General features: G+C 46.8%; 15 protein-coding genes. 9 read left to right on the forward strand and 6 right to left on the reverse strand.

The window, feature by feature from the left end; translation table 11 throughout:
- Positions 1-503: 503 nt before the first annotated feature.
- Positions 504-923, reverse strand: coding sequence for a C-GCAxxG-C-C family (seleno)protein (locus tag V512_RS12025; RefSeq protein WP_099830701.1), 420 nt, complete (start codon positions 921-923; stop codon positions 504-506).
- A gap of 113 nt (positions 924-1036) precedes the next feature.
- Here V512_RS12025 and V512_RS12030 point away from each other — a divergent pair, with 113 nt between their 5' ends.
- From V512_RS12030 to V512_RS12050, 5 genes are all read left to right on the forward strand, one after another.
- Positions 1037-2200 carry an amidohydrolase gene (locus V512_RS12030; protein WP_099830702.1) on the forward strand — a complete coding sequence of 388 codons (1164 nt, stop codon included), beginning with the start codon at positions 1037-1039 and terminating at the stop codon, positions 2198-2200.
- An 823-nt stretch (positions 2201-3023) separates the two neighbouring features.
- Complete coding sequence (locus V512_RS12035) at positions 3024-4556, forward strand: B12-binding domain-containing radical SAM protein (RefSeq protein WP_099830703.1); 1533 nt, start codon at positions 3024-3026, stop codon at positions 4554-4556.
- Positions 4557-4709: 153 nt separating this feature from the next.
- Positions 4710-5969, forward strand: a complete 1260-nt coding sequence (locus V512_RS12040) for a 2-hydroxyacyl-CoA dehydratase family protein (RefSeq protein ID WP_099830704.1) — start codon at positions 4710-4712, stop codon at positions 5967-5969.
- Positions 5966-7696 (forward strand): acyl-CoA dehydratase activase, encoded by a 1731-nt coding sequence (locus tag V512_RS12045; RefSeq protein WP_099830705.1) that lies wholly within the window; start codon positions 5966-5968, stop codon positions 7694-7696. The genes V512_RS12040 and V512_RS12045 overlap by 4 nt, the downstream gene beginning before the upstream one ends.
- A gap of 55 nt (positions 7697-7751) precedes the next feature.
- Positions 7752-8009, forward strand: a complete 258-nt coding sequence (locus tag V512_RS12050) for a DUF2188 domain-containing protein (RefSeq protein ID WP_099830706.1) — start codon at positions 7752-7754, stop codon at positions 8007-8009.
- A 1171-nt stretch (positions 8010-9180) separates the two neighbouring features.
- Here the strand turns inward: V512_RS12050 and V512_RS12060 are convergent.
- Both V512_RS12060 and V512_RS12065 read right to left on the reverse strand, forming a co-directional pair.
- Positions 9181-9540 (reverse strand): hypothetical protein, encoded by a 360-nt coding sequence (locus V512_RS12060; RefSeq protein ID WP_099830708.1) that lies wholly within the window; start codon positions 9538-9540, stop codon positions 9181-9183.
- A gap of 141 nt (positions 9541-9681) precedes the next feature.
- Positions 9682-10710 carry a potassium channel protein gene (locus V512_RS12065; protein WP_099830709.1) on the reverse strand — a complete coding sequence of 343 codons (1029 nt, stop codon included), beginning with the start codon at positions 10708-10710 and terminating at the stop codon, positions 9682-9684.
- 86 nt (positions 10711-10796) lie between these two features.
- Between V512_RS12065 and V512_RS12070 the strand changes: the two genes are divergently transcribed.
- The 4 genes from V512_RS12070 to V512_RS12085 all read left to right on the forward strand — a co-directional run bounded on the left by V512_RS12070 (position 10797) and on the right by V512_RS12085 (position 17313).
- Entirely contained in the window at positions 10797-12755 is a 1959-nt protein-coding gene (locus tag V512_RS12070; RefSeq protein ID WP_099830710.1) for an ATP-dependent helicase, read from the forward strand.
- Positions 12756-12798: 43 nt separating this feature from the next.
- Positions 12799-14946 carry a sodium-translocating pyrophosphatase gene (locus V512_RS12075; protein WP_099830711.1) on the forward strand — a complete coding sequence of 716 codons (2148 nt, stop codon included), beginning with the start codon at positions 12799-12801 and terminating at the stop codon, positions 14944-14946.
- Between the two features lie 92 nt (positions 14947-15038).
- Positions 15039-16202 carry an MFS transporter gene (locus tag V512_RS12080; RefSeq protein WP_099830712.1) on the forward strand — a complete coding sequence of 388 codons (1164 nt, stop codon included), beginning with the start codon at positions 15039-15041 and terminating at the stop codon, positions 16200-16202.
- Entirely contained in the window at positions 16195-17313 is a 1119-nt protein-coding gene (locus V512_RS12085) for an FAD-dependent monooxygenase (protein ID WP_099830713.1), read from the forward strand. Before V512_RS12080 ends, V512_RS12085 begins: the two co-directional genes overlap by 8 nt.
- On the opposite strand, the gene V512_RS12090 is transcribed toward V512_RS12085, so the two are convergent.
- The 3 genes from V512_RS12090 to V512_RS12100 are packed head-to-tail and all read right to left on the reverse strand — an operon-like array spanning position 17299 to position 19989.
- A complete protein-coding gene (locus tag V512_RS12090) occupies positions 17299-18021 on the reverse strand; it encodes an ATP-binding cassette domain-containing protein (RefSeq protein ID WP_099830714.1) in 723 nt (240 codons plus the stop codon). The genes V512_RS12085 and V512_RS12090 overlap by 15 nt on opposite strands.
- Positions 18000-19013 carry an Inner-membrane translocator gene (locus V512_RS12095; protein ID WP_099830715.1) on the reverse strand — a complete coding sequence of 338 codons (1014 nt, stop codon included), beginning with the start codon at positions 19011-19013 and terminating at the stop codon, positions 18000-18002. Before V512_RS12095 ends, V512_RS12090 begins: the two co-directional genes overlap by 22 nt.
- A 4-nt stretch (positions 19014-19017) precedes the next feature.
- A complete protein-coding gene (locus V512_RS12100; RefSeq protein ID WP_099830716.1) occupies positions 19018-19989 on the reverse strand; it encodes an ABC transporter substrate-binding protein in 972 nt (323 codons plus the stop codon).
- Positions 19990-20059 lie beyond the last annotated feature (70 nt).

The raw sequence follows: 20059 nt of genomic DNA on the forward strand, positions 1-20059 counted from the left end.
AAGATGAGGTCGTATGAAATCCCCTTTGTACACTGGACGAAGATCCGCTGTAAGCTTAAGAACAAAGACCCGCTGAACGCTGTGAAGAGCCGTCCTTAGTCCTTCGTCCCAGATCATGAACCCGTCCTTGGGAAGAGCCTGAGGTCAGAGGCAAGAGGTCGGAAGAGCAAAAATGTCACAACGCGTCATCTGAACTTGATTCAGAGTCTTACCCTTCTTTTTTCGTCTCATGTAGCTTTTCTGGTTTGACCAAGAACGAAGAACAGATCCTCGCTCTGGAACGAAGCACTGGTTTTTCCCTCGGCTAAAGGAGAACCGTTTAACGGCCAACTGATATCGCTTTGCTCTTTCCAATCCCTACCGCAACCCCCGACCCGGGCCTTTTGCTTTTTCTTACTATGCAGGATCTGCTTTCTCTCCTTGCTCTTAATACTCTCGAATATGGTTTTTCTAGAAGCAAAGCTCTCGGTTGGTCTCTCTCGTTTCTTTTCATTTGATCGTCATCAGTTAGTCTTTTCTCTTTCGTACTTGACGATTATCTCTTCAAGCACTTTCGCGGCCATTCTTACGGTTGGCTCACATCCGATAACTTCATCCCTGTACTTTTCTTTAAGTACTTTGCAATCAAGATGACCGTATCTCTTCTCGAATTCCTCAAGGAATTCTTCGGCGATACGTTTCATTTTCTCTTGTTTCTCGAATTCTTCACTGTTGAAAAGAATGCCAATCACCGCGAGGGAACCCATTACTGCACCGCAAACGCTTCCAACTCTCATTCCTCCCCCGAAGGCACCCATGGTGTCGAACGCTTCTTTGGGAAGATTTAGATTGAATTCCTCGTTTGCTCCGTAAACCATCGCCTCTGCACAGTTTCTCTCTAGATCGTTTCTTGAATACTCCCTTCCTACAGCATCTTCAAGCATAATATACTCCTTCCTGACAGTCGGCTCCAGAACAAGATGGCATATCGATAAGTGTGCATTACGTATCACTTCTGATAGAATCTAAATATACTACTGAACTAAGGAGGTCTTTCATGTCAATACTACTAAAGAATGGTACAGTTTACCCTATCACATCCGATCCATTCAAAGGCGATGTCCTGATCGGTAATGGAAAGATTGAGCGGATAGGCCAGGGAATAGAGGAACCTGATGCAGAGGTAATTGATGCTTCGGGAAAGTATATTTTCCCCGGTTTCATTGATGCCCACTCTCATATTGGAATCTATGAAGAGGGTGTAGGCGGCTATTACGGAGATGGAAACGAAGCGACAGATCCTCTTACTCCCGATGTTTCAGTCGTTGACGCGTTTAATCCTCAGGATGCCGCAATAAAGCGCGCGTTATCAGGAGGAGTCACTACTGTCATGGTTGTTCCCGGTAGTGCAAACCCGGTCGGGGGTCAGGGCGCTATCTTCAAGTTCAAGAAAACCCTGATAGTCGACGACATGGTTGTTCGCGCTCCAGCAGGTTTGAAGATGGCGACAGGAGAGAACCCCAAGAGAGTCTACGGAGAAGGTTTCAAGAAAACGCCTTCCACTAGACTGGGAACGGCAGCTGTTATCCGTGGTTACTTCACAAAAGTCAGGGCCTACATTGAGAAGAAGAAGGCTGCTGAGAAAGAGGGGAAGCCCTTCACGGATATAGACCCGAAACTTGAGGTAGGAGAAAAAGTGCTCAAGAAGGAAATTCCCGCAAGAATTCACGCTCACAGACAGGATGATATTCTGACTGCAGTAAGGCTATCAAAGGAGTTTGATTTTGATCTTGTTGTGGAGCACGCAACTGAAGGCTACAAGATAGTAGATTTTCTCAAGAGTAACAATGTTCCGGTTGTTCTTGGACCTATTTTCGGTTTTCGAACGAAACTCGAGCTTAAGGACATGAGTTACGATGCGCCAAGAATACTCAACGAAAAAGGCGTCCTGGCAGCTTTCATGTGTGATCATCCAGTCATTCCTCTCGAAAATACGAACGTTCAACTCGGTGTGGCTTTACGTTACGGCTCCAAAGAGGACGATCTATTCAAGATGGTGACGATAAATGCTGCGAAGATTTTGAAGATAGATGAGAGAGTTGGATCACTTGAAGTTGGAAAAGACGCAGATATTGCTATCTGGACTGATCATCCATTTAACCTTTCGGCGAAGACAGAGAGAGTATTCATTGAAGGTGAAGAAGTATATAGCGATCTTTGATAAACGCTTTCTGTAAATATATCGAATTATTTGATGCGATTTAGGATCAAGCTTTGCCCGCGCTCTTCGTTGCGAGAGAAGAGTTCGTGGATTTAATTTGAGTGGAGACCTTTTCAGGGGATAGGCTTCTCGTTTGAACCGGGAGCGCGAATCCAAGAAACTCAATGTAAGTGAAGCATTTGCCGAGAATTTCGCGAGGCGGGAATGGTCTGATGCACCATTTAAGAAACAAAAACTAGGCAATTGGACAAGCCTCTCTTGACAATTCGGCTTTGTGCGAGGTCTTGGAAAACCGAAACCTTTAAGTCTCTTGTAGCCAGGTTGGGTGACTCTCACGAAATAGTAAGGGGTGGGTTCTATGAGTCGTTCTTGTTGAACAGAGAGAGATGCCGAGATAAACTGGTCCTTATTGATTGCGCAATTCTCGCCGTCATGCAGCAGCTCCTGAGGATTTTAACCATTCGACCAGGACGATGTCAAAGAAGCCGCATCTCGTCATGACCCAAGGATTCTCGTCATGAATTCGCTGAGATCAAAGTGCTTCATGTCTGCTCGCGAGTTCTCTTGACTAGCCTGCGTGATAAAATTGATATTACAGCGGGATAAGTAATCGAGTCCATGTTTTCAATGAGAATACTCTTTCGTTATAACAACTACGGCAAAGTGGCTTAGACCGACAGCTGAACAAATGATGCCAAATCAACTCTAGGTAATGTCACGGCAGTTTTCGCAGTCTCTTATCCCGCAGATTGAACTGTTTCGCGCGAACGTTCTATTACGGAAACAGAGTCATGGGTATCTTAAGAAAAAAGGAAGTGAGATCTTGAGAGTTCTGTTGGTTTACCCTGAATACCCGGAGACATTCTGGAGTTTCAAGCATGCTTTGAAGTTTGTTTCTAAAAAAGCGGCGTATCCCCCACTTGGTCTCATGACCGTTGCTGCCATGTTGCCCGAAGAATGGGAGAAGAAGCTCATCGATATGAACACGGACACTCTGCGTGATGAAGATATCACAGAATCCGACTACGTAATGATTAGCTCGATGGACATTCAGCTTGACTCGGCAAAGAAGGTCATTCAAAGGTGCAGAGAGCTTGGTGTCAAAACTGTAGCGGGCGGGCCGCTTTTCACAACCAGACCCGAGGAGTTCAGTGAAGTCGATCATCTTGTTCTTGGCGAGGCAGAAATGACTCTGGCGCCGTTTCTTCATGATTTAGAGAAAGGCCAGGCTAAGCACATTTACAGATCTGACGGCTTTCCAGATATCGGAACCAGCCCCATTCCAAACTGGGCGCTTCTTGACATGAGAAAGTACTCTTCAATGAACATTCAATATTCCAGAGGTTGTCCTTATAATTGTGAGTTCTGTGACATTGTTCTGCTAAACGGACGAATTCCCAGGACGAAGAGCGCGGAAAAACTCACTGCCGAAATGGAAGCATTATATGAGGCTGGTTGGCGCGGGGGAGTCTTCATTGTGGACGACAATTTCATCGGCAACAAGACGAAGCTGAAGAGAGAGATTCTTCCGGCAGTAGCCGAATGGATGAAAGAGAGGAATTATCCTTTTGTACTGAATACAGAAGTCTCAATTGATCTTTCGGATGACGATGAACTCATGAAACTCATGGTCGACGCAAATTTCGGAACCGTCTTCGTCGGCATAGAGACTACCGAGGAGGAAAGCCTTCTTGAATGCGGTAAGTATCAGAATCGAAACAGAGATTTACTCTCATCTGTAAAGAAGATGCAGCAGTTTGGGCTGCAGGTTCAGGGCGGATTCATTGTGGGCTTCGATCACGATAAGCCTTCGGTATTCAGAAACATGATCGATTTCATTCAGAAGAGCGGTATAGTGACGGCAATGGTTGGTGTCCTCACTGCGCCTACAGGTACAAGACTCTTCATGAGGTTGAAAGAAGAGAACAGGATCGCATCGGAGTTCTCTGGAAATAACACAAGCATTCTGACTAACATAGTTCCTAAGATGGGACTCAAGAACCTTGAAGACGGTTACTATGAGATACTTAAGAGCATCTACGCTCCTAAACCTTACCGTCAGAGAGTCATTACCTTTCTTAAGAACTATAAACCTAATACACCTAGACATGTAAGACCCCTTTCCGATAGTCTTAAGGCTTTTCTGAAGTCCCTATGGGTACTTGGAATCCGTGAAAGAGGCAGAATACACTACTGGCTACTGTTACTGTGGACGGCCTTCTTTAAGCCGTCGCTTTTCCCACTGTCGGTGGAATTTGCGATATACGGCTATCACTTTCGGAAATCCCTTTCCTTTGCCCTGTTTGGAGAGAGCGGGTCAATATCGCCCAGTCATGCAGAAAGAGATTCAGAGTGATCAAGCATATCGCGGGCGCGAAGTAGCTGACCGGTGAACTATCAGACTCTTTGTTCGTAAGAGGTTATAATTGAGTTCAGTCAAATATCCCGACTCAAAGGGACAATGGGTTGATAACAGCAATTCATTGTGGCAGGAGCGAGAGTATAGTAGATGTCGCGAAAGAGTGTGAAATTCGGAAGCTTTCTAAGAAATTACATAGATGATACCGAAAAGTTCAAGAAATGGCTTCAGTTAGGCATGGAATTTGAGAACCTCAGAAGAAGGCATTTTCCAGACAGGGGTCGACCTCGATTTGTCAATACGGTCAATCATCTAGCGCTTGAGGAAGTCTATTTTGCAATAAAGGGTATCAGTACCGTGTGGGTGAATCTCATGGCCCCTTCTGAGCTTCTTCTTTCTGCGGGTCTTAACCCCGTCTCTGCCGAAGGCATTTCTGGAGCGCTTTCGTCGATGCATCTTGAGGACACGGCGATAGCATATTCTTCACAGGCGGGAATAAGCGACTCCCTCTGTACGTTTCATAGAGCTTCTGTTGGAGTATCTATGAGAAAGCTTCTCCCCCCGCCAAAGTTGGTGATGACGACAAGCATTCTCTGCGATGGAAATCTTCCAACCTTCAAAAGAATAGCCAAGGAATACGATGTTCCTTTCATTTTGATAGATGTGCCAAGAGGTCGAAAGAGTGAGGCTGTAGGATACGTTCTCTCGCAACTGAAAGAAGTTGTCGGTACGATCGAAGAAATCACAGGGGCCCCCTTCAAAATGGATGAGTTGTCGTTGAGATTGTCTTATGAAAGAGAACTCATGGAAAACCTCGAGGAGTCGAAAGCCAGAACGGAAGACTCGTATCTGCCTCAGCACTTGTATGAACACATGAACTCGTTGTATGTACTTCATACTCTGGCCGGGGATGGGAGAATTGCGGCGGCCTCCAGAGGTATCCACGAAAGGCTTGAAGCGATTCCCGAAAACGCGAGGAAGATCCTCTGGCTTCACATTCCTCCCTATTACGATAATGAGCTTTTCAATCTCTTCGTTCCGGGATCGAAAAACCTCGTGGTTGCCAGTGAGCTCATGTGGGACTGGATGTATCCGGTTGATCCACAGCGACCACTTGAGAGTCTCGCAGAGAAACTTGTCTATAATCCTCTTTGTGGAAGCGTGGTCGATCGTGGAAACTTCTGCCTGGATCTTGCACGCAGCTTTAGGGTAGATGGAGTGATCCACTTTTCTCACTGGGGATGCAGACAGTCGGCCGGAGGAGTGAGTTACTTGAAGAGTATATTCGAAGAGGAGAGAATTCCCTTTCTTGAGTTGACGGGTGACTGTGTTGACCATTCATCTCAGGGAGCCGGGCAGCTGCGGACTAGGACAGAAGCATTCCTGGAAATTGTGGAGAAGAGAAGATGATCTATTATTCATGCAGCTACATACCAATGGAAGTGATGCTCGGAAGCGCCTGTGAATTCCACAGAATCACCTCCTCTGCTCCGACCTCTTGTCACGAACTTGGATGCAATTTGTGCGGTTATGCAAAGACCGTCTACAAAAAAGGGATGGAACTGAATTCAGATGATTGTCTCTTGATAGCCGACTCTTGTGATGCGATGCGCAGAGTCGGAGATCTTCTCTCAGAGCTTTCGTCAGCCAAGGTTTTCATCCTCAGACTTCCGTGGAAGAGAGACGCTGACGCGGTGAAATTTCTTTGCCGCGAGCTTGTCGGTCTGACAGCTTTCCTCCAGAACTCCGGTATTACAGTTGACCTGCATACTGGAATAAACCGATTCAACGATATTGTGGAGTATGTGCAGGCAAATGAAATGCTGGTTGAAGGGACGGAGTTATCAAGGCTTTATCTTTCGGCGCTAGATGGCAGGAAAGCCGAAGTAAGCTCTTCTAATGCCAAGAGCGATGGATCGGGAAAACGGATTGCACTTAGCGGCGGAGTGACTGATCTGAAAAGCTTCGATAATGCAGTGGAGAAGGCCGGCGCAATAACAGTATCAAATGAGACCTGCCTGGGAAGAAGACCGTTTTCTAGCAAGACTGCCGATAACATCGAACCACTTGTTGCGATTGCCGAACGTCTGCTGAGGTGGAGATCTCCTTGTGGTCGCTTCTCCGAGCCATTTCCAGCTTCAGATGACAGAGCAGATGCGACTGTCTTTGTGGTTCCTAAGTTTTGCGACTTCTTCGACTTTGTTCGTGCCGGCGACAACGGAAAGAGTTACAGAGTTGAACTCGATTTTCCTCTAAATTCAGATGGACAACTGACCACAAGAATCGGGGCTTTGATGGAGAAGAGCGACTTCAGATCAGTATCGCATGCTGAGGAGGGAAGTACGGTGATTTACGCAGGAGTTGATTCAGGTTCTACGACTACCAATGGCGTTCTGGTTGACGGGAACGGCAGGATACTCTTCTCGAAGACTTTGAAAACGGGAATTAGGGCCTCGAATACAGCAGAAGTTCTTATACAGGAGATGACCGAATTCTCCCGCAAGAATGGAAATCAAATTGGAAAGTGCATTTCTACGGGCTATGGAAGGCTGCTCGTATCATCTGCAAGTGATAAGATCACAGAAATCTCATGTCACGCCAGAGGCGTTTTCGAACTCTACCCCGAAGCCCGAGGAATCATCGACATAGGCGGTCAGGATAGCAAAGTTATCCGATTGAATTCCGGGGGAAGTGTAGAAGACTTTGCAATGAATGATAAGTGCGCCGCCGGAACGGGAAGGTTTCTTGAAGTGATGGCTTCTGCTCTTGAGCTTGGCACCGAAGAGATGTCGTCGCTTGCCCGAAAATCAAAGAAGGACATTTCGATCAGTTCGGTTTGCACTGTATTTGCCGAGTCTGAAGTTGTTTCGCTGATAGGATTGGGAGAAAGAATTGAGGATATTTCGGCCGGTCTATTCAAGGCGATAGCAAGAAGAGTGGGAGCGATGTATTCAAGATTGGGATCTCCAGAACCTCTTGTCTTCACCGGAGGGGTTGCGAGAAACCCCGGGGTAGTGGAGGCTTTGAATAAGTTGTTTGGAACGGAGATCCTCATCCCCGAAATACCCGATATAATGGGAGCTTACGGCGCCGCTTTGTTCGCAAGAGAGTCGAGTTCCGAGAGTGACATTGGATGAGCTTTTGAACTTCGCGGTTCTATGATTTGTCAGTGATGTGTAGGAGGTGCATTTCATGGATCACCATGAAGAACTACGCAAGATTCCGAGTATTAGTGAAGAGATTATTGAAAACATCTACCATGTGAGACCCCACGAAGGATCCTGGATAGTCGATCACGAAAGTGAAGAGAGAATCATTCATCGGTTTGACGAAAAGGACGATACAATTACCGCTGCTTCGGAGTTAGCCGGCAGCAGTCCTGAAGGCAAGTTAGTGATTCATGATTCCAAGGGAAATGTCGATAGAGACGAGACCGTAAGAATTAGGTAAGTCACTTCAGGAAAAATTCGGAGGCACGCGAGTTTTCATTCCAGTCGCAGTCCACACTCGTTTAAGCAGACACTGAAAATGAAGAGTCGTTGACCGTCCAAAAGCAAGGACGCGTTTACCGATAAGATCGAGAGGAGACGAGAGAAATCCTTTCGAGAAGTTCGCTTCGCCCACGGGACGGCCAGAATATTGAAGTCAGCCACTATTGAAACAAAACGAATTGCACTGACTAGTATATTTGTGTGCAATGCTGTCGGGCAAAGCCCGACTGGTCTGCATAAGCAGAGTCGTGCGCCCCGATCCTTCAGATCCGATCTTCATAACTCGTTCCTGGTGACGCAAAGTCGAAACCCTTCCCTAACCTCATCCCGTTATTCTGACATGCTGGTCAGAATCTCGATTCTTGGATCGTTCTCAAGACCAGATCCCGTGCAAATTCATCACGGGATGACAAAGGAAGGAGCTTGTATGAGTAACTTGGGATGACAGCCATGATTATTTTACATGAATCTACTTTCCTCGTAATCCTCGTGCTCCTGGTAAGGATCTCCACGTTACTGAGTTATGGTTTTGACCAAGAACGAAGAACAAATCCTAGCTCTGGAGCGAAGAACAAATCTTCCTCTTACTACACCCGATCTTCATAACCCGGTTTTGATAACCCGCTCTTAGCAACCCGAATTTCTTAACCCGCCCCTATCAACCCGATCTCTTGGCAAGCGACCAGCGGGTCTAAGGGCGCCAGCGCAGGCTCAACGGCTCTTCTCGGTGGACGGCGGCCCGTTGACGGAGAACGTTGTTTTGAGCAGCGATCAGCGGGTCCTCGCTCTTAAGCGCACAGCGGATCTTCGGTGGACGGTGGACCGTTGACGGTTGACCTGAGAGGCTTCCTTCGCAGCAGCATCACTTCCCGACGAAGTCGGCCTCGCCTCCTGCCGAAGGCAGCCTTGCGTCCCCGGATGCTCTTCCGGGCATAGCGACCTGGCAAGATCTTCGCCAGCCTTGCGTCCCGCCGAAGGCGGCATTGCGTCTTACTTCAGCAGTGACTGGCTTTTCTCTCGCCTTCTCGTCAGCATAGCGAACGTCTCGACAACGCCCTTTCTCGGTTGATCTCATCGGTGAACGGGTCCATGCTTTTGGACAGCTGAAGGAGGACGATTGATCAGCAAGATCACTTCTTATCAATCTTGAAGACCCACTGCGAATAGGTCCCGGATTCGACGATTAGCGAGTGGCCTACCCCGGTAGGAATCAGCAGTGAATCTCCTATTTGGAGAATGTGTTCTTCTTCGACAATCATTTCTTCACTCCTGAACTCGCCATCGGAGATTTCTTTTATGTCACCGTTGAGCACTCCAGTTTTGACCTTCGCAGTTCCCGAAATCACTACATATAGGTCATGCTGATACTTGTGAGCCTCGGGTCTTCCTGAGAACGGGGAGTTGATCTCTACTGCCTTCGCAGAGAATCCCGCTATTCCCGGTGCGAAGTCTATGCCTTTTGCCGAATATTTTACCGCTTTGTCTGCCATTCCGATTCCTCCTATTTTGAATTTCTCTAATGACTGAATAATGATTTCATCTTATAAGAGATAGGAGATCTCTATAAGCCGGGCGCTTTTCATAAGGCGCCATTGATTCCTTGAGATCTATCACATTGGCTCACTGAGCAATCAGCCCTCTAGATCGCCCTTCAGGAAACTTTGGAGCTTAAGTACTTGCTCATGCCCTCCGAGGACCATAAGGCTGTCACCGGGCTTAACTACTGTCGAAGCACTTGGATTGAACTTGCTAACTCCGCCCGTAACTGTTGCAATTATAATCAAGCCTATCTTCTGTGGTATTCTAAGCGCTTCCAATGTCTGCCCTTTTTCGGGGAAGCTTTCCGGCACTCTGACTTCTTCAAAACGCAACTGCAGTGAACCTGATTGCGAGATACTATCCAGAAAGCCAGTGATCGTTGGGTTTAGCATCATTGCGACCATTCTGTGCGCTCCAATCTCCTGGATGGGAATTACTTTGTCTGCTCCCGCATAACTCAACTTGTTGATGTTCTCACCATGGGTTACCTTGGAAATTATCTTCATGTTTTTGTTCATTCCTCTAGCCGTTAGAACTACGAAGATGTTGTCTACGTCGTCCGGAAGACATGCGAGCAAACCTTGTGCCTTGTCAACGCCTGCGCTTTTCAAGGTCTCTTCCTCTGTGGCATCTCCGGAGATGAATATTAGCTTTCCTCCCTCTTTCTTAGTCAGATCACGGAGCCTTTCTTCTCTCTTCTCAACAATCACCACGTCATAGTTTCTCTTAGATATCTCATTTGCAATTGTTGATCCCAGGTCGCCAGCTCCGATTACAATAAAATGGTTTTCCAGTTTTTGTATTGTTTTCAATATCCTTCTCCTCCTGATAAGCTTATTGACTCTTCCTTCTACAAGAAAAGCCGTTATGTTTGAAACTGCGTAAACAACGATGGTGATGCTCGCAAGTATAATTATACTGGTGAACACCTTCCCGGCTTCAGTCAGGTCAGTAGGGGTGCTGTAACCAACTGTTGAGATCGTGATCATTACCATGAAAAAGGAATCGATAGGATGGTATCCTTCGATTATTGAGTATCCAAAGATTCCTATCAGAAACACACAGAGCAACAGCAAGAGAGAGACAACTATCTGCTTCATTCCACCGCTTTCTTCATTCATTGTTACCTCCAGGGTATCGAAAGAGTCTCAGTGAAGCGATTTCATCGTTATGGTAAAATCTTAGCAGAAGGGGGCCGCTGTGGTCGATGAAGAAATATACTCTCAAAAGTTCAGAGATTCCCGAATTTCTTAGCGAAGGACTAGACGAGGAACAGCTGAAAGCTGTCGTCCAATCAAACGGCCGTTCACTGATAGTGGCGGGGCCGGGTTCAGGAAAGACCCGTGTGATTACGTATAAGATCGCGCATCTAGTATCGAATTCGGTGAGCCCGCAGAATATTCTTCTCGTCACATTCACAAGGGCCGCTTCCAGAGAGATGATCGATAGGGCCAGGCGAACCAGCGGATCAAGCCTCCAGGGAATGCTTTCAGGAACATTCCACCACGTGTGCAATTACTTCTTGAGAAAATACTCGAAGGCAGCCGAGTTGAAAGAGAATTTCACTATCCTTGACAGAGAGGATTCGAAAGATCTCATTAAGCATTGTAGGGCGGAGTTGCTTGAAGAAAGAGAAGGTATCAACAGTTCGACTCTACCTTCAGCAGGAGTTCTTCAAAGCATCTATTCTTATTCGGTAAACGTGCTTTCGTCTTTGAGAGAGTCGATTGCGAGGCAGAATCGGAAGTTTCTCGGTTCATATGACGAGATTGAAGAGATCTGGAAGAGGTATGTTCAAGAAAAGACACTTCAGAACTGTGTTGACTATGACGATCTGCTGTTGAAGGCTCTCAAGATGTTCAATGAAAATCCCGTGATTCTTCGAAAAGAGGCCGAGCGCTTCAGATGGGTTCTTGTTGACGAGTTTCAGGATACCAATGTTTTGCAGTTCAGGCTCGTCGAAATGTTGTCTTCCATTCACGGAAACCTGATAGTTGTCGGAGACGATGCCCAGTCGATATATTCATTCAGGGGAGCAAGGTTCGAAAACGTCTATGATTTTCTTGCTACCAAAGATGCAAAGATCTTTAAGATTCAGACTAATTACCGATCAACCCCACAGATTGTCGATTTAGTTAACTCCATTGTTCCCGAAGACTCCATTGAAAAGCAACTTCGGGCGGTTAGAATGAACGGACCGATTCCGGTCGTTGCAGAGACCTGGGACAATCTGGAAGAAGCTTCTTTTGTCGCTCAGAAGATCCAGGAACACGTAGACGATGGTATAAACCCCGATAAGATAGCCGTTCTATACCGTTCACACTATCATTCTCTCGAGCTCCAGATGGAGATGGACAAGAGAAAGATGAATTTCACCCTTTACTCGGGTCCCAGATTCACCGAAACCGCTCACGTTAAAGATATACTTGCAATACTGAAGGTTATCGAAAACCCGCTGGATCAAATATCCTGGGGAAGAACTTTGAGGCTGTTTCCCGGTGTAGGAAGCGCAACGTCTCTTAGAATAATTCAGGGAATAACCGCAGCAGTTAATGACGGTCACAAACCGGTTGATGTAATTGGGTCGCATGTAAGCAACAGGGTGAAACTTGACAAGTTGGCTGCCCTTTTCAGTGATCTCGATGAAAAAGAACCTCCTTCGGAGATTGTAAGGCGTTTTTATGAGGTTTTCTACGGTGCCTATCTAGATGACAAATTCCCGGACGCGAGAGAAAGAAGGATGGATGTTGAGAGGCTTATTGAGATTGCCGGTCGCTACAGGTCGATTTCCGATCTTCTTGAGGATCTTGCCGTTAGCGAGAAGATCGATATTGAACGGGAGTCTGCTGAAAAACAACCGGCGGTTGTGCTTTCAACTGTGCATCAGGCGAAGGGGTTGGAGTGGGACGTAGTTTTCATTTTGGCCGTGAATCCGGGTGATCTGCCGAATTCAATGGCGATACTAGAAGGTTCTCTGAGCGAAGAAGAAAGAATTTTTTATGTGGCCGTTACAAGAGCAAAGGATTACCTTTACATTCTCAAACAGAAGGGTGGTAGATCAAGGCCTATGATAGGAAACAGATACGTCTTCAGAAGCGGACATGATTTCGTGGAAAAGTTGCCTAAAGACTGTTTCGAGCGTTGGGATGTAAGTTGGGATTTCTAAGTCAAATGTGTTCCAATAAAGTAGCAACTAGGAGGGAGAACGAATGAACTCATTGTACTTTCCACTTGTAGCAGGGATTATCTCAACCGTTTTTGCCTTCATTATGTTGCGAAAGACTCTGAGCTTTTCGCAAGGTAATGATAGGATGAAAGAGCTTTCTAAGTATGTTCAGGAAGGTGCCTCTGCATTCCTTGAAGAAGAAGCAAGAAAGATATTCCTTGTGGCTATTGTACTGGCCGCAGTTCTAGGGATTATCTTCCAGTCGTTCAAGTATCCAGTTGTGCTGCTCTTTGGCGCGCTCGTCTCTGAGCTGGCCGGAGTTATTGGGATGTACGCTGCAACAAGAGCAAATGCGAGAGTTGCAGCGGGAGCGGAGCATGGTCTAGCGAACGCTTTCAAAGTTGCCTTCTCAAGCGGGTCTGTTATGGGGCTTGCTGTGGCCGGTTTCTCACTTACCGGTCTGGCACTTGTTATGCTTGTTTTCAAGAGCTCGTTTGTTTTTGAGAACATCACGGATATCTCCAGAGCTTTCGGCAGGATATCCTATATTGATGGAATCATGATCATTAGCTCTTACTCTCTAGGAGCCAGTCTCATAGCTTTGTTCGATAGGGTCGGCGGAGGAATGTATACGAAAGCCGCCGACATGAGTGCCGATCTCGTGGGGAAAATCGAAGAGCAGATAGAAGAAGACGATCCAAGAAATCCGGCTACCATTGCCGATAACGTTGGAGACAACGTGGGAGATGTCGCCGGTCTCGGTGCGGATATTCTTGAGTCCTATGTTGCTTCGATAGTCTCAGCGATCGTTCTGGCGATCTTCATGAAGTTCGCGGATCACGGGACGATGACCGAAGCACAGTATTACGGCCTGATAATCTTGCCTGTTCTAATAGCCGCCGCGGGCGTACTATCCTCTTTGATAGGCGTGCTTGTGGTCGCGAATATGAAGACCAAAGATGCTCAGAAGAGCTTGAGCTTTGGAAACCTCTTTACAGGGGCTCTTGTTCTGGGCTCCGTGGCCATAGTGATTGGAGTAGCGGCGCCGGACTATGCCTTTAAGGACAGCTTCATCATCAATCCTGAGTTTGTTTCCAGATGGAGACTCTTTTTTGCAATAGCAGCCGGACTCATCGCGGGAATAATCATTTCGAAGCTGAGTGAATACTATACATCGGATGAATATAAGCCGACTAGAAAGCTTGCAAAGGATACCCAGAGCGGAGTGGCCATAAATATCACTGGCGGTCTTGCTCTTGGAATGGGAAGTACCATTTGGCCGGTAATAACACTTGCAATTGCAATTCTTGCCGCTTACTGGTCTGCAGGAGTTTACGGAATAGCTATCGCAGCCCTTGGGATGCTTTCTTTTGTTGGATACATCGTCTCTGTCGACTCTTATGGTCCTGTTGCAGACAACGCAGGTGGAATAGCTCAGATGGCCAAACTCGATCCTAAGGTAAGAAAGCTCACCGACAGGCTCGACTCTGTCGGAAATACGACAGCGGCAATCGGAAAGGGATTCGCCATTGGTTCAGCGGCTTTTGCCGCCCTTGCCCTCATAGTCTCGTATATTTGGGGTACGGCGGGAACTGCCGACGAGATTGTGAACAATCCGGTGATCAACCTGGTTGAGCCATACACTCTAATTGGGATTTTGATTGGAGGTATGTTGCCCTTCTTCTTCACATCTCTATTGATCAAGGGTGTGGCCGATACCGCAAACCTTATGATTGTTGAGATCAGGAGACAGTTCAAAGAAATTCCTGGCATCAGAACGGGCGAGGCGGTGCCTGACTATAAGAGATGCATTGAGATAACAACCAAAGGTGCCGTAAGCAGAATGCTTACCCCAGGAATAGTTGCAATCGCTTCTCCATTCATTGTCGGCTTTCTCTTTGGCCGATCTGCCGTGGCAGGGCTGTTGATGGGAGGACTGTCAAGCGCTATCATGATCGCAATATTTAGCGCAAACGCCGGCGGAGCCTGGGACAACGCAAAGAAGTACATTGAAACGGGAGAGTTCGGCGGAAAAGGTACTCCAACACACGAAGCGGCTGTCGTTGGCGATACGGTGGGAGATCCTCTCAAGGATACAGTTGGCCCGTCGATGGATATTCTTATCAAGCTGATGTCTGTTGTTTCTCTGGTGTTTGGTTCACTCTTCCCGGTAACTCCGTTCTTCATGTGAAGAAAAAACCTCAAAAGCGCAGCTTACGGGCTGCGCTTTTTTTGAGTTTCCCTTTAGTTCAAACAATCCGTTCATCGTGATAGAATTCTCTCATGGACACGAAGAAAGCTTTCAGCCTTATTTCGTCATGTGGTTTTTTTCTCTTTGGATTTACATCGATAATACTGGGTAGTGCGCTGCCGGCAATCGAGAAGAGTTTTGGGATTGATCATCAGATAGCAGGAGTACTTCTTTCACTTCCTACTCTTGCTTTCATGTTGTCGGCGGTATTTGTGAGCGCTTTTTCGAACAAGTTCGGTCCATTCAAGTTGCTTGCCGGCGGGATAGTAATCATTACAGGTGGCTTGACAGTTCTCTCGATCGGGAGGTCATTCTGGCTGCTGCTTCTGGGGAGTATGGCTCTAAGCTTCGGAACAGGAACGATGGAGACGTCGATTGGAATTGGCGTTTCCGGAATGAACTACAGAAAACCGGGCGGAGCATTGAATCTGATGCACTCGCTATTTGCGCTAGGTTCGATCATATCGCCATTGATTGTTGCAGCTTTTCTTGTTGATTATAATTCTTGGTGGAAGCCATTCTTCGTTGCTCTTTTCGGTGGCGCATTTCTTGTAGCTTTTGCTCCGTTACTCTTCAGAATTCCTTTTGTCGGCAGTAATCAGAAGGCAACCCACTTCAAGAAGGAAGTGTTCTCCAAGAAGGTCTTCTGGCTAATACTCGCCGGAGTGCTCCTGTATGTAGGTTATGAAATTGGTTTTACGTCGTGGCTTTCAAGTTTTGTTTTTGAGACGAAGGGCATTGAGATGAGATATGCCAGTGTCTTTCCCGCACTGCTCTGGACGGGGATATTCATTGGTAGATTGCTTGCAGGCTTTTTCGTTGATCGACTGGGTTACGAGTTATCGCTCTTGTTTATGGTGAGCATTGCATTTGTCTCCTTTGGAGCAGCATTACTGCTTAGTTCTCCAGTTACCATCGGTATTGCCGTGGTCTTCGCCGGGTTTGGTTTTTCGGGAACATTCCCTACGCTTCAGGCGATTCTCATATCCACCATGAAAGACGGGATAGGTTTTGCCATTGGGATGTTTACTGTTGCAGCTTCAATAGGTGGAGCTATCTCCAATTTCTTCGTCGGTTTTCTCGGGCATCAATTCGGCATGATGGCAGGCGTTCTCTTCATCATGTTTCTAATCTTCCTCGAGATCGTTGTGGTGCTACTCATCATTAGACTCAAGGCGGTGGTAAAGGATGCATAGCAAGGTTGTTGTCATTGGAGCTGGTCCTGCGGGCTTGGCCGCATCAAGAGTTTTGCTGAGAGAGGGCGTTGATTTCGTCCTTGTGGACTCCCGGACTTTTCCGAGGGAAAAGGGTTGTGGTGGCGGGCTGACGCCAAGAGCACTAAAAATCCTTAGGCAGGTATTTCCGGATGTGGAGATCCAGGGTTTTGAAACCCGCGAGTTATCGGTCAATGCTCTGTCGGAAGGAAGTTTCAAATACATAGTGTCCTTGGTTTCGAAGAGGCCTATCTTTAATAAGGTCGATAGGAAGGAGTTTGACCAGTCCCTTCTAAAATCTATTCTAGAGAGAGACGGACGGCTCGTTGTCTCGAGAGTGCTAGAAGTCAAGAGAGTCAAAGAAGCCTTTGCGATAATGACAGACGGCAGAGAGTTGAGTTCGGATTACGTGATAATCTCCGCAGGTGTTTTCGGGGCAAAGTTAGTCGGTCAGGAACCTCCTTGTTACAGTGTCATATATCACGGATACAGCTCTCCAACGGGTAATGCCTCCATAACGTTTGTCCCCAACGGTTATCTTTGGAGTTTTCCTGGCGAGTCGTATGATTCAGTAGGCGGGGGAATTTATCCTGATTGTGAAAATGTCTCTTCCTATGAAGAAATGAGCACACTGATTAAGAGAGTCTTTGATGAGGAAATTGAACTTTCGGGAACTCCTATTCCTACATTCGACAGTGAGGTAGTGCTGAAACTGAACAACCTGGAAAGAGGTCTGTTATTTGCGGGCGATAGCGCAGGCCTTATCGATAACTGGATAGGTGCCGGGATTGACTTTGCACTTGATTCAGGAAGGCAGGCGGCCCTATCTATTGTTGAAGATGGTTACAAGGGAAAGACCGCAAACGAAAGATACCTGGAAAGGCTTTTCCCTATCGCGAGGCATCTGCAGATCGCAGACGCCTTCAGGAAGAGGTTCAACGCGAATCTTGATGAGAAACTAGATCTTCTTAAGGGAAAAACGGCTGGTAAACTGTTGATCAATTATTTGAGCGGTTATGTGAAAGGTCCGTACTGGCTCACCTTGAAGAGTCTCTTCACAGGTGGAGTCGAGAGCCGCTCAACACATAACTGAAGTCGCTCTGGACATTATCTCTCTTATTCCATCGTTTGCAACTTCACCATCGATCAATCTCATCAACCTTTCTCCGTAAGAGTTGGCGATTTCCATGTTGTGAGTTATCATGATTATAGTTATGTCGTACTCTCTGTTGATTCTGGCTGTCAGTTCCATTACTCTTGAGGCGCTATCTGGATCAAGCGCAGCCGTGTGTTCGTCAAGAAGCAGCAGCCTGGGCTTCGACAAGATGGCCATTACCATAGCCAGAGACTGTTTTTGCCCTCCGGAGAGCTCTCCCGCTTTCGTTCTCATCCTGTCTTCCAGTCCAAGCCCGAGATCCCTAAGAAGAGTTATCGCCTCTTCTTTGACAGAACTGAACCTGAAGGGCCTGTTGCCTTTCTTCGATGCAATTATCAGGTTCTCGGCTATTGTAAGAGCCGGAAATATTCCCGTATTTGGGTCTTGATAGACTCTTCCGATGAACTCAGCAAGTCTGTGAGGCTTCATGCAATTCATCGTCTTATCGTCGATTATATATAAACCCGATGTGGGCTGAACTTCACCAAGAATTACTTTGAGAAGTGTTGACTTGCCTGCTCCATTGGGTCCGACTATGGTGACAAATTGCCCTTCGGGGATTGTCAGACTCACATTTCTTAGGGCAACTCTTTCGTTTTCCATCCCCTGATTGTATACGACCGTCAGATCTTTGAATTCGACCATAACCTCTTCACCTCCTGTTTAACCTTTCGTTTTCCTCCGCTCGAGGAGAGCTGTCGTAATCCAATTACCGTGATAATAAAGACTGCTGTGAGTAGTTTCATGTCGCTTGCAAGAAAACCGATTCTGTACCCATACCTCATTGCCAGAGAGAGAAGCGTCTGATAAATAACACCTCCCACTATCGGTGAGAGAAGACCATAGAAGAGCTTAACTCTTCCCAGAAGTATCTCGCCCATTATTACCGATGCCAGTCCTGTTACGACCATTCCTTGACCGATTGTGGCATCAGAGAAACCGCTGTAAAGCGCGAATAGACCGCCGCTCAGCCCAATAATGCAGTTCGCAACGGTAAGCCCCGCAATAGCGAGAAGATTCTGAGAGATACCGAAAGAAACCACCCCCGAGGGATTACTTCCAAAAGCTCTTAGTGTCATCCCAGGATCAGATTTCAGCACAATCGAAAGAACTACAACCACAGCAGAAATTATGAGAACTATGAGCAATAAGTCGGATCCGTCGAGATCGTTGTTGAAGATGTTCTTTGCAACAACAGTAGTCTTTGTTGTGCGTTTTTCAGTATTGATCTCGAGCTCTCCAAAAAGGCCATCAAGACCAGTTCCGCCGCTCATCTCTTCAAAACTTTGAGTGCTCCTTTCAGGAACGACTCGAGGAACAGGGAGATTCGGCCCGCCCATTACCCTGAGATTTACTGAGTAAAGCATTGTCATGACTAAAATTCCGGCTAATAGAACGTTGATCTTGAGCTTTCTATGGATTGTTCCAGTTATGCTGCCAGCAAGAGCACCCGTGGCGGCCGCAAGCATTATCGCCAACCAGGCAGGAAATCCGGAAACCAGAGCCCTTACCGCAACCGCTGCTCCCAGGGCAAAGGATCCATCTGTCGTAAGGTCAGGAAGATCAACTATTCTGAAAGATATATAAACTCCCAGGGCCATTAGGCCTATTATCAATCCCTGTTCCAGAATCGCCATAGACTTACCTTTCCGTCTCTACACCATTAGTTACAACGATGTTTGCGAGATCAAGAACAGACTGTGGTATCTCAATACCGATTTCTTCTGCAATGTCAGTGTTTACGAAAAGAATCAGGGAATCCTGTCCAAGTATCTTTGTCTCAAGTTCCGATGGAGGAGTACCCTTAAGAATCTCAACGACAAGCTCTCCAGTAGCTCTACCGACCTGATAGTAGTTGAATCCAAAGCCGATGAGGCCGCCCGATCTTGCGATGTCAATGTCAGCCGCGACTATCGCTATCTTCTCTCTTAGAGCGACTTTGGAAATCGACTGGATGCTCGAGGCTGCGGTGTTGTCGGTACCGATGTAGATAGCATCAACATCTTTGATCTGAGCGTTAAGAGAGGTGACCATTTCAACTGTTGTGGAACCGGTAATATCGACTAACCTCATTCCCAGAGCGTCACAAGCCTCTTTGGCAAACTCCCTTATCGTTACAGAGTTTGCCTCTCCTGAATTGTAGATAATCCCTACCGTCTCAACTTGTGGCAGAGTCAGTTTGAGAAGCTGGAGCTGAGTCTTGACTGGCGTCATATCGCTGATTCCAACTACATTTCCCGGGTTTTTGCCAAATGAAGGAACTAGACTGGCACTAACTGGGTCGGTGACGGCACTGAAGACTATTGGAATTGTCTTCGAGGCGTTCACCAGCGCCTGTGCCGAAGGAGTGGCAATTCCAATCATCACTGCAGGGTTCAGAGAAACGAACTGTTTTGCTATTGTTACTGCGGTTGATACCGATCCCTGGGCGTTCTGAAAATCGATTACGATATTCTCTCCATCCTTGAAACCATTCTCTTCAAGTACATCGATAATTCCGTCTCTAACTGCATCTAGCGCTGGGTGTTCGACGATCGAAGTAATTCCGACTGTCTGCGTTGAGAAACCAAGAACTCCAATAAGTAGTAATACACATACAAGAACCCGCTTCATTCTACATCCCTCCTAAAATAAAAAGAGAGGACGCTTCTCAACGTCCTCTCTTTTTATACTCTCTAGTGTA

This window comes from Mesotoga sp. Brook.08.105.5.1 (assembly GCF_002752635.1).
Taxonomy (GTDB): domain Bacteria; phylum Thermotogota; class Thermotogae; order Petrotogales; family Kosmotogaceae; genus Mesotoga.

Excerpts from the sequence above, each read along its gene's own strand:
- V512_RS12025 (WP_099830701.1), bottom strand. The coding sequence starts at position 923 with ATGCTTGAAGATGCTGTAGGAAGGGAGTATTCAAGAAACGATCTAGAG.
- V512_RS12030 (WP_099830702.1), top strand. The coding sequence starts at position 1,037 with ATGTCAATACTACTAAAGAATGGTACAGTTTACCCTATCACATCCGAT.
- V512_RS12040 (WP_099830704.1), top strand. The coding sequence starts at position 4,710 with ATGTCGCGAAAGAGTGTGAAATTCGGAAGCTTTCTAAGAAATTACATA.
- V512_RS12045 (WP_099830705.1), top strand. The coding sequence starts at position 5,966 with ATGATCTATTATTCATGCAGCTACATACCAATGGAAGTGATGCTCGGA.
- V512_RS12050 (WP_099830706.1), top strand. The coding sequence starts at position 7,752 with ATGGATCACCATGAAGAACTACGCAAGATTCCGAGTATTAGTGAAGAG.
- V512_RS12060 (WP_099830708.1), bottom strand. The coding sequence starts at position 9,540 with ATGGCAGACAAAGCGGTAAAATATTCGGCAAAAGGCATAGACTTCGCA.
- V512_RS12065 (WP_099830709.1), bottom strand. The coding sequence starts at position 10,710 with ATGAATGAAGAAAGCGGTGGAATGAAGCAGATAGTTGTCTCTCTCTTG.
- V512_RS12070 (WP_099830710.1), top strand. The coding sequence starts at position 10,797 with ATGAAGAAATATACTCTCAAAAGTTCAGAGATTCCCGAATTTCTTAGC.
- V512_RS12075 (WP_099830711.1), top strand. The coding sequence starts at position 12,799 with ATGAACTCATTGTACTTTCCACTTGTAGCAGGGATTATCTCAACCGTT.
- V512_RS12080 (WP_099830712.1), top strand. The coding sequence starts at position 15,039 with ATGGACACGAAGAAAGCTTTCAGCCTTATTTCGTCATGTGGTTTTTTT.
- V512_RS12085 (WP_099830713.1), top strand. The coding sequence starts at position 16,195 with ATGCATAGCAAGGTTGTTGTCATTGGAGCTGGTCCTGCGGGCTTGGCC.
- V512_RS12090 (WP_099830714.1), bottom strand. The coding sequence starts at position 18,021 with ATGGTCGAATTCAAAGATCTGACGGTCGTATACAATCAGGGGATGGAA.
- V512_RS12095 (WP_099830715.1), bottom strand. The coding sequence starts at position 19,013 with ATGGCGATTCTGGAACAGGGATTGATAATAGGCCTAATGGCCCTGGGA.
- V512_RS12100 (WP_099830716.1), bottom strand. The coding sequence starts at position 19,989 with ATGAAGCGGGTTCTTGTATGTGTATTACTACTTATTGGAGTTCTTGGT.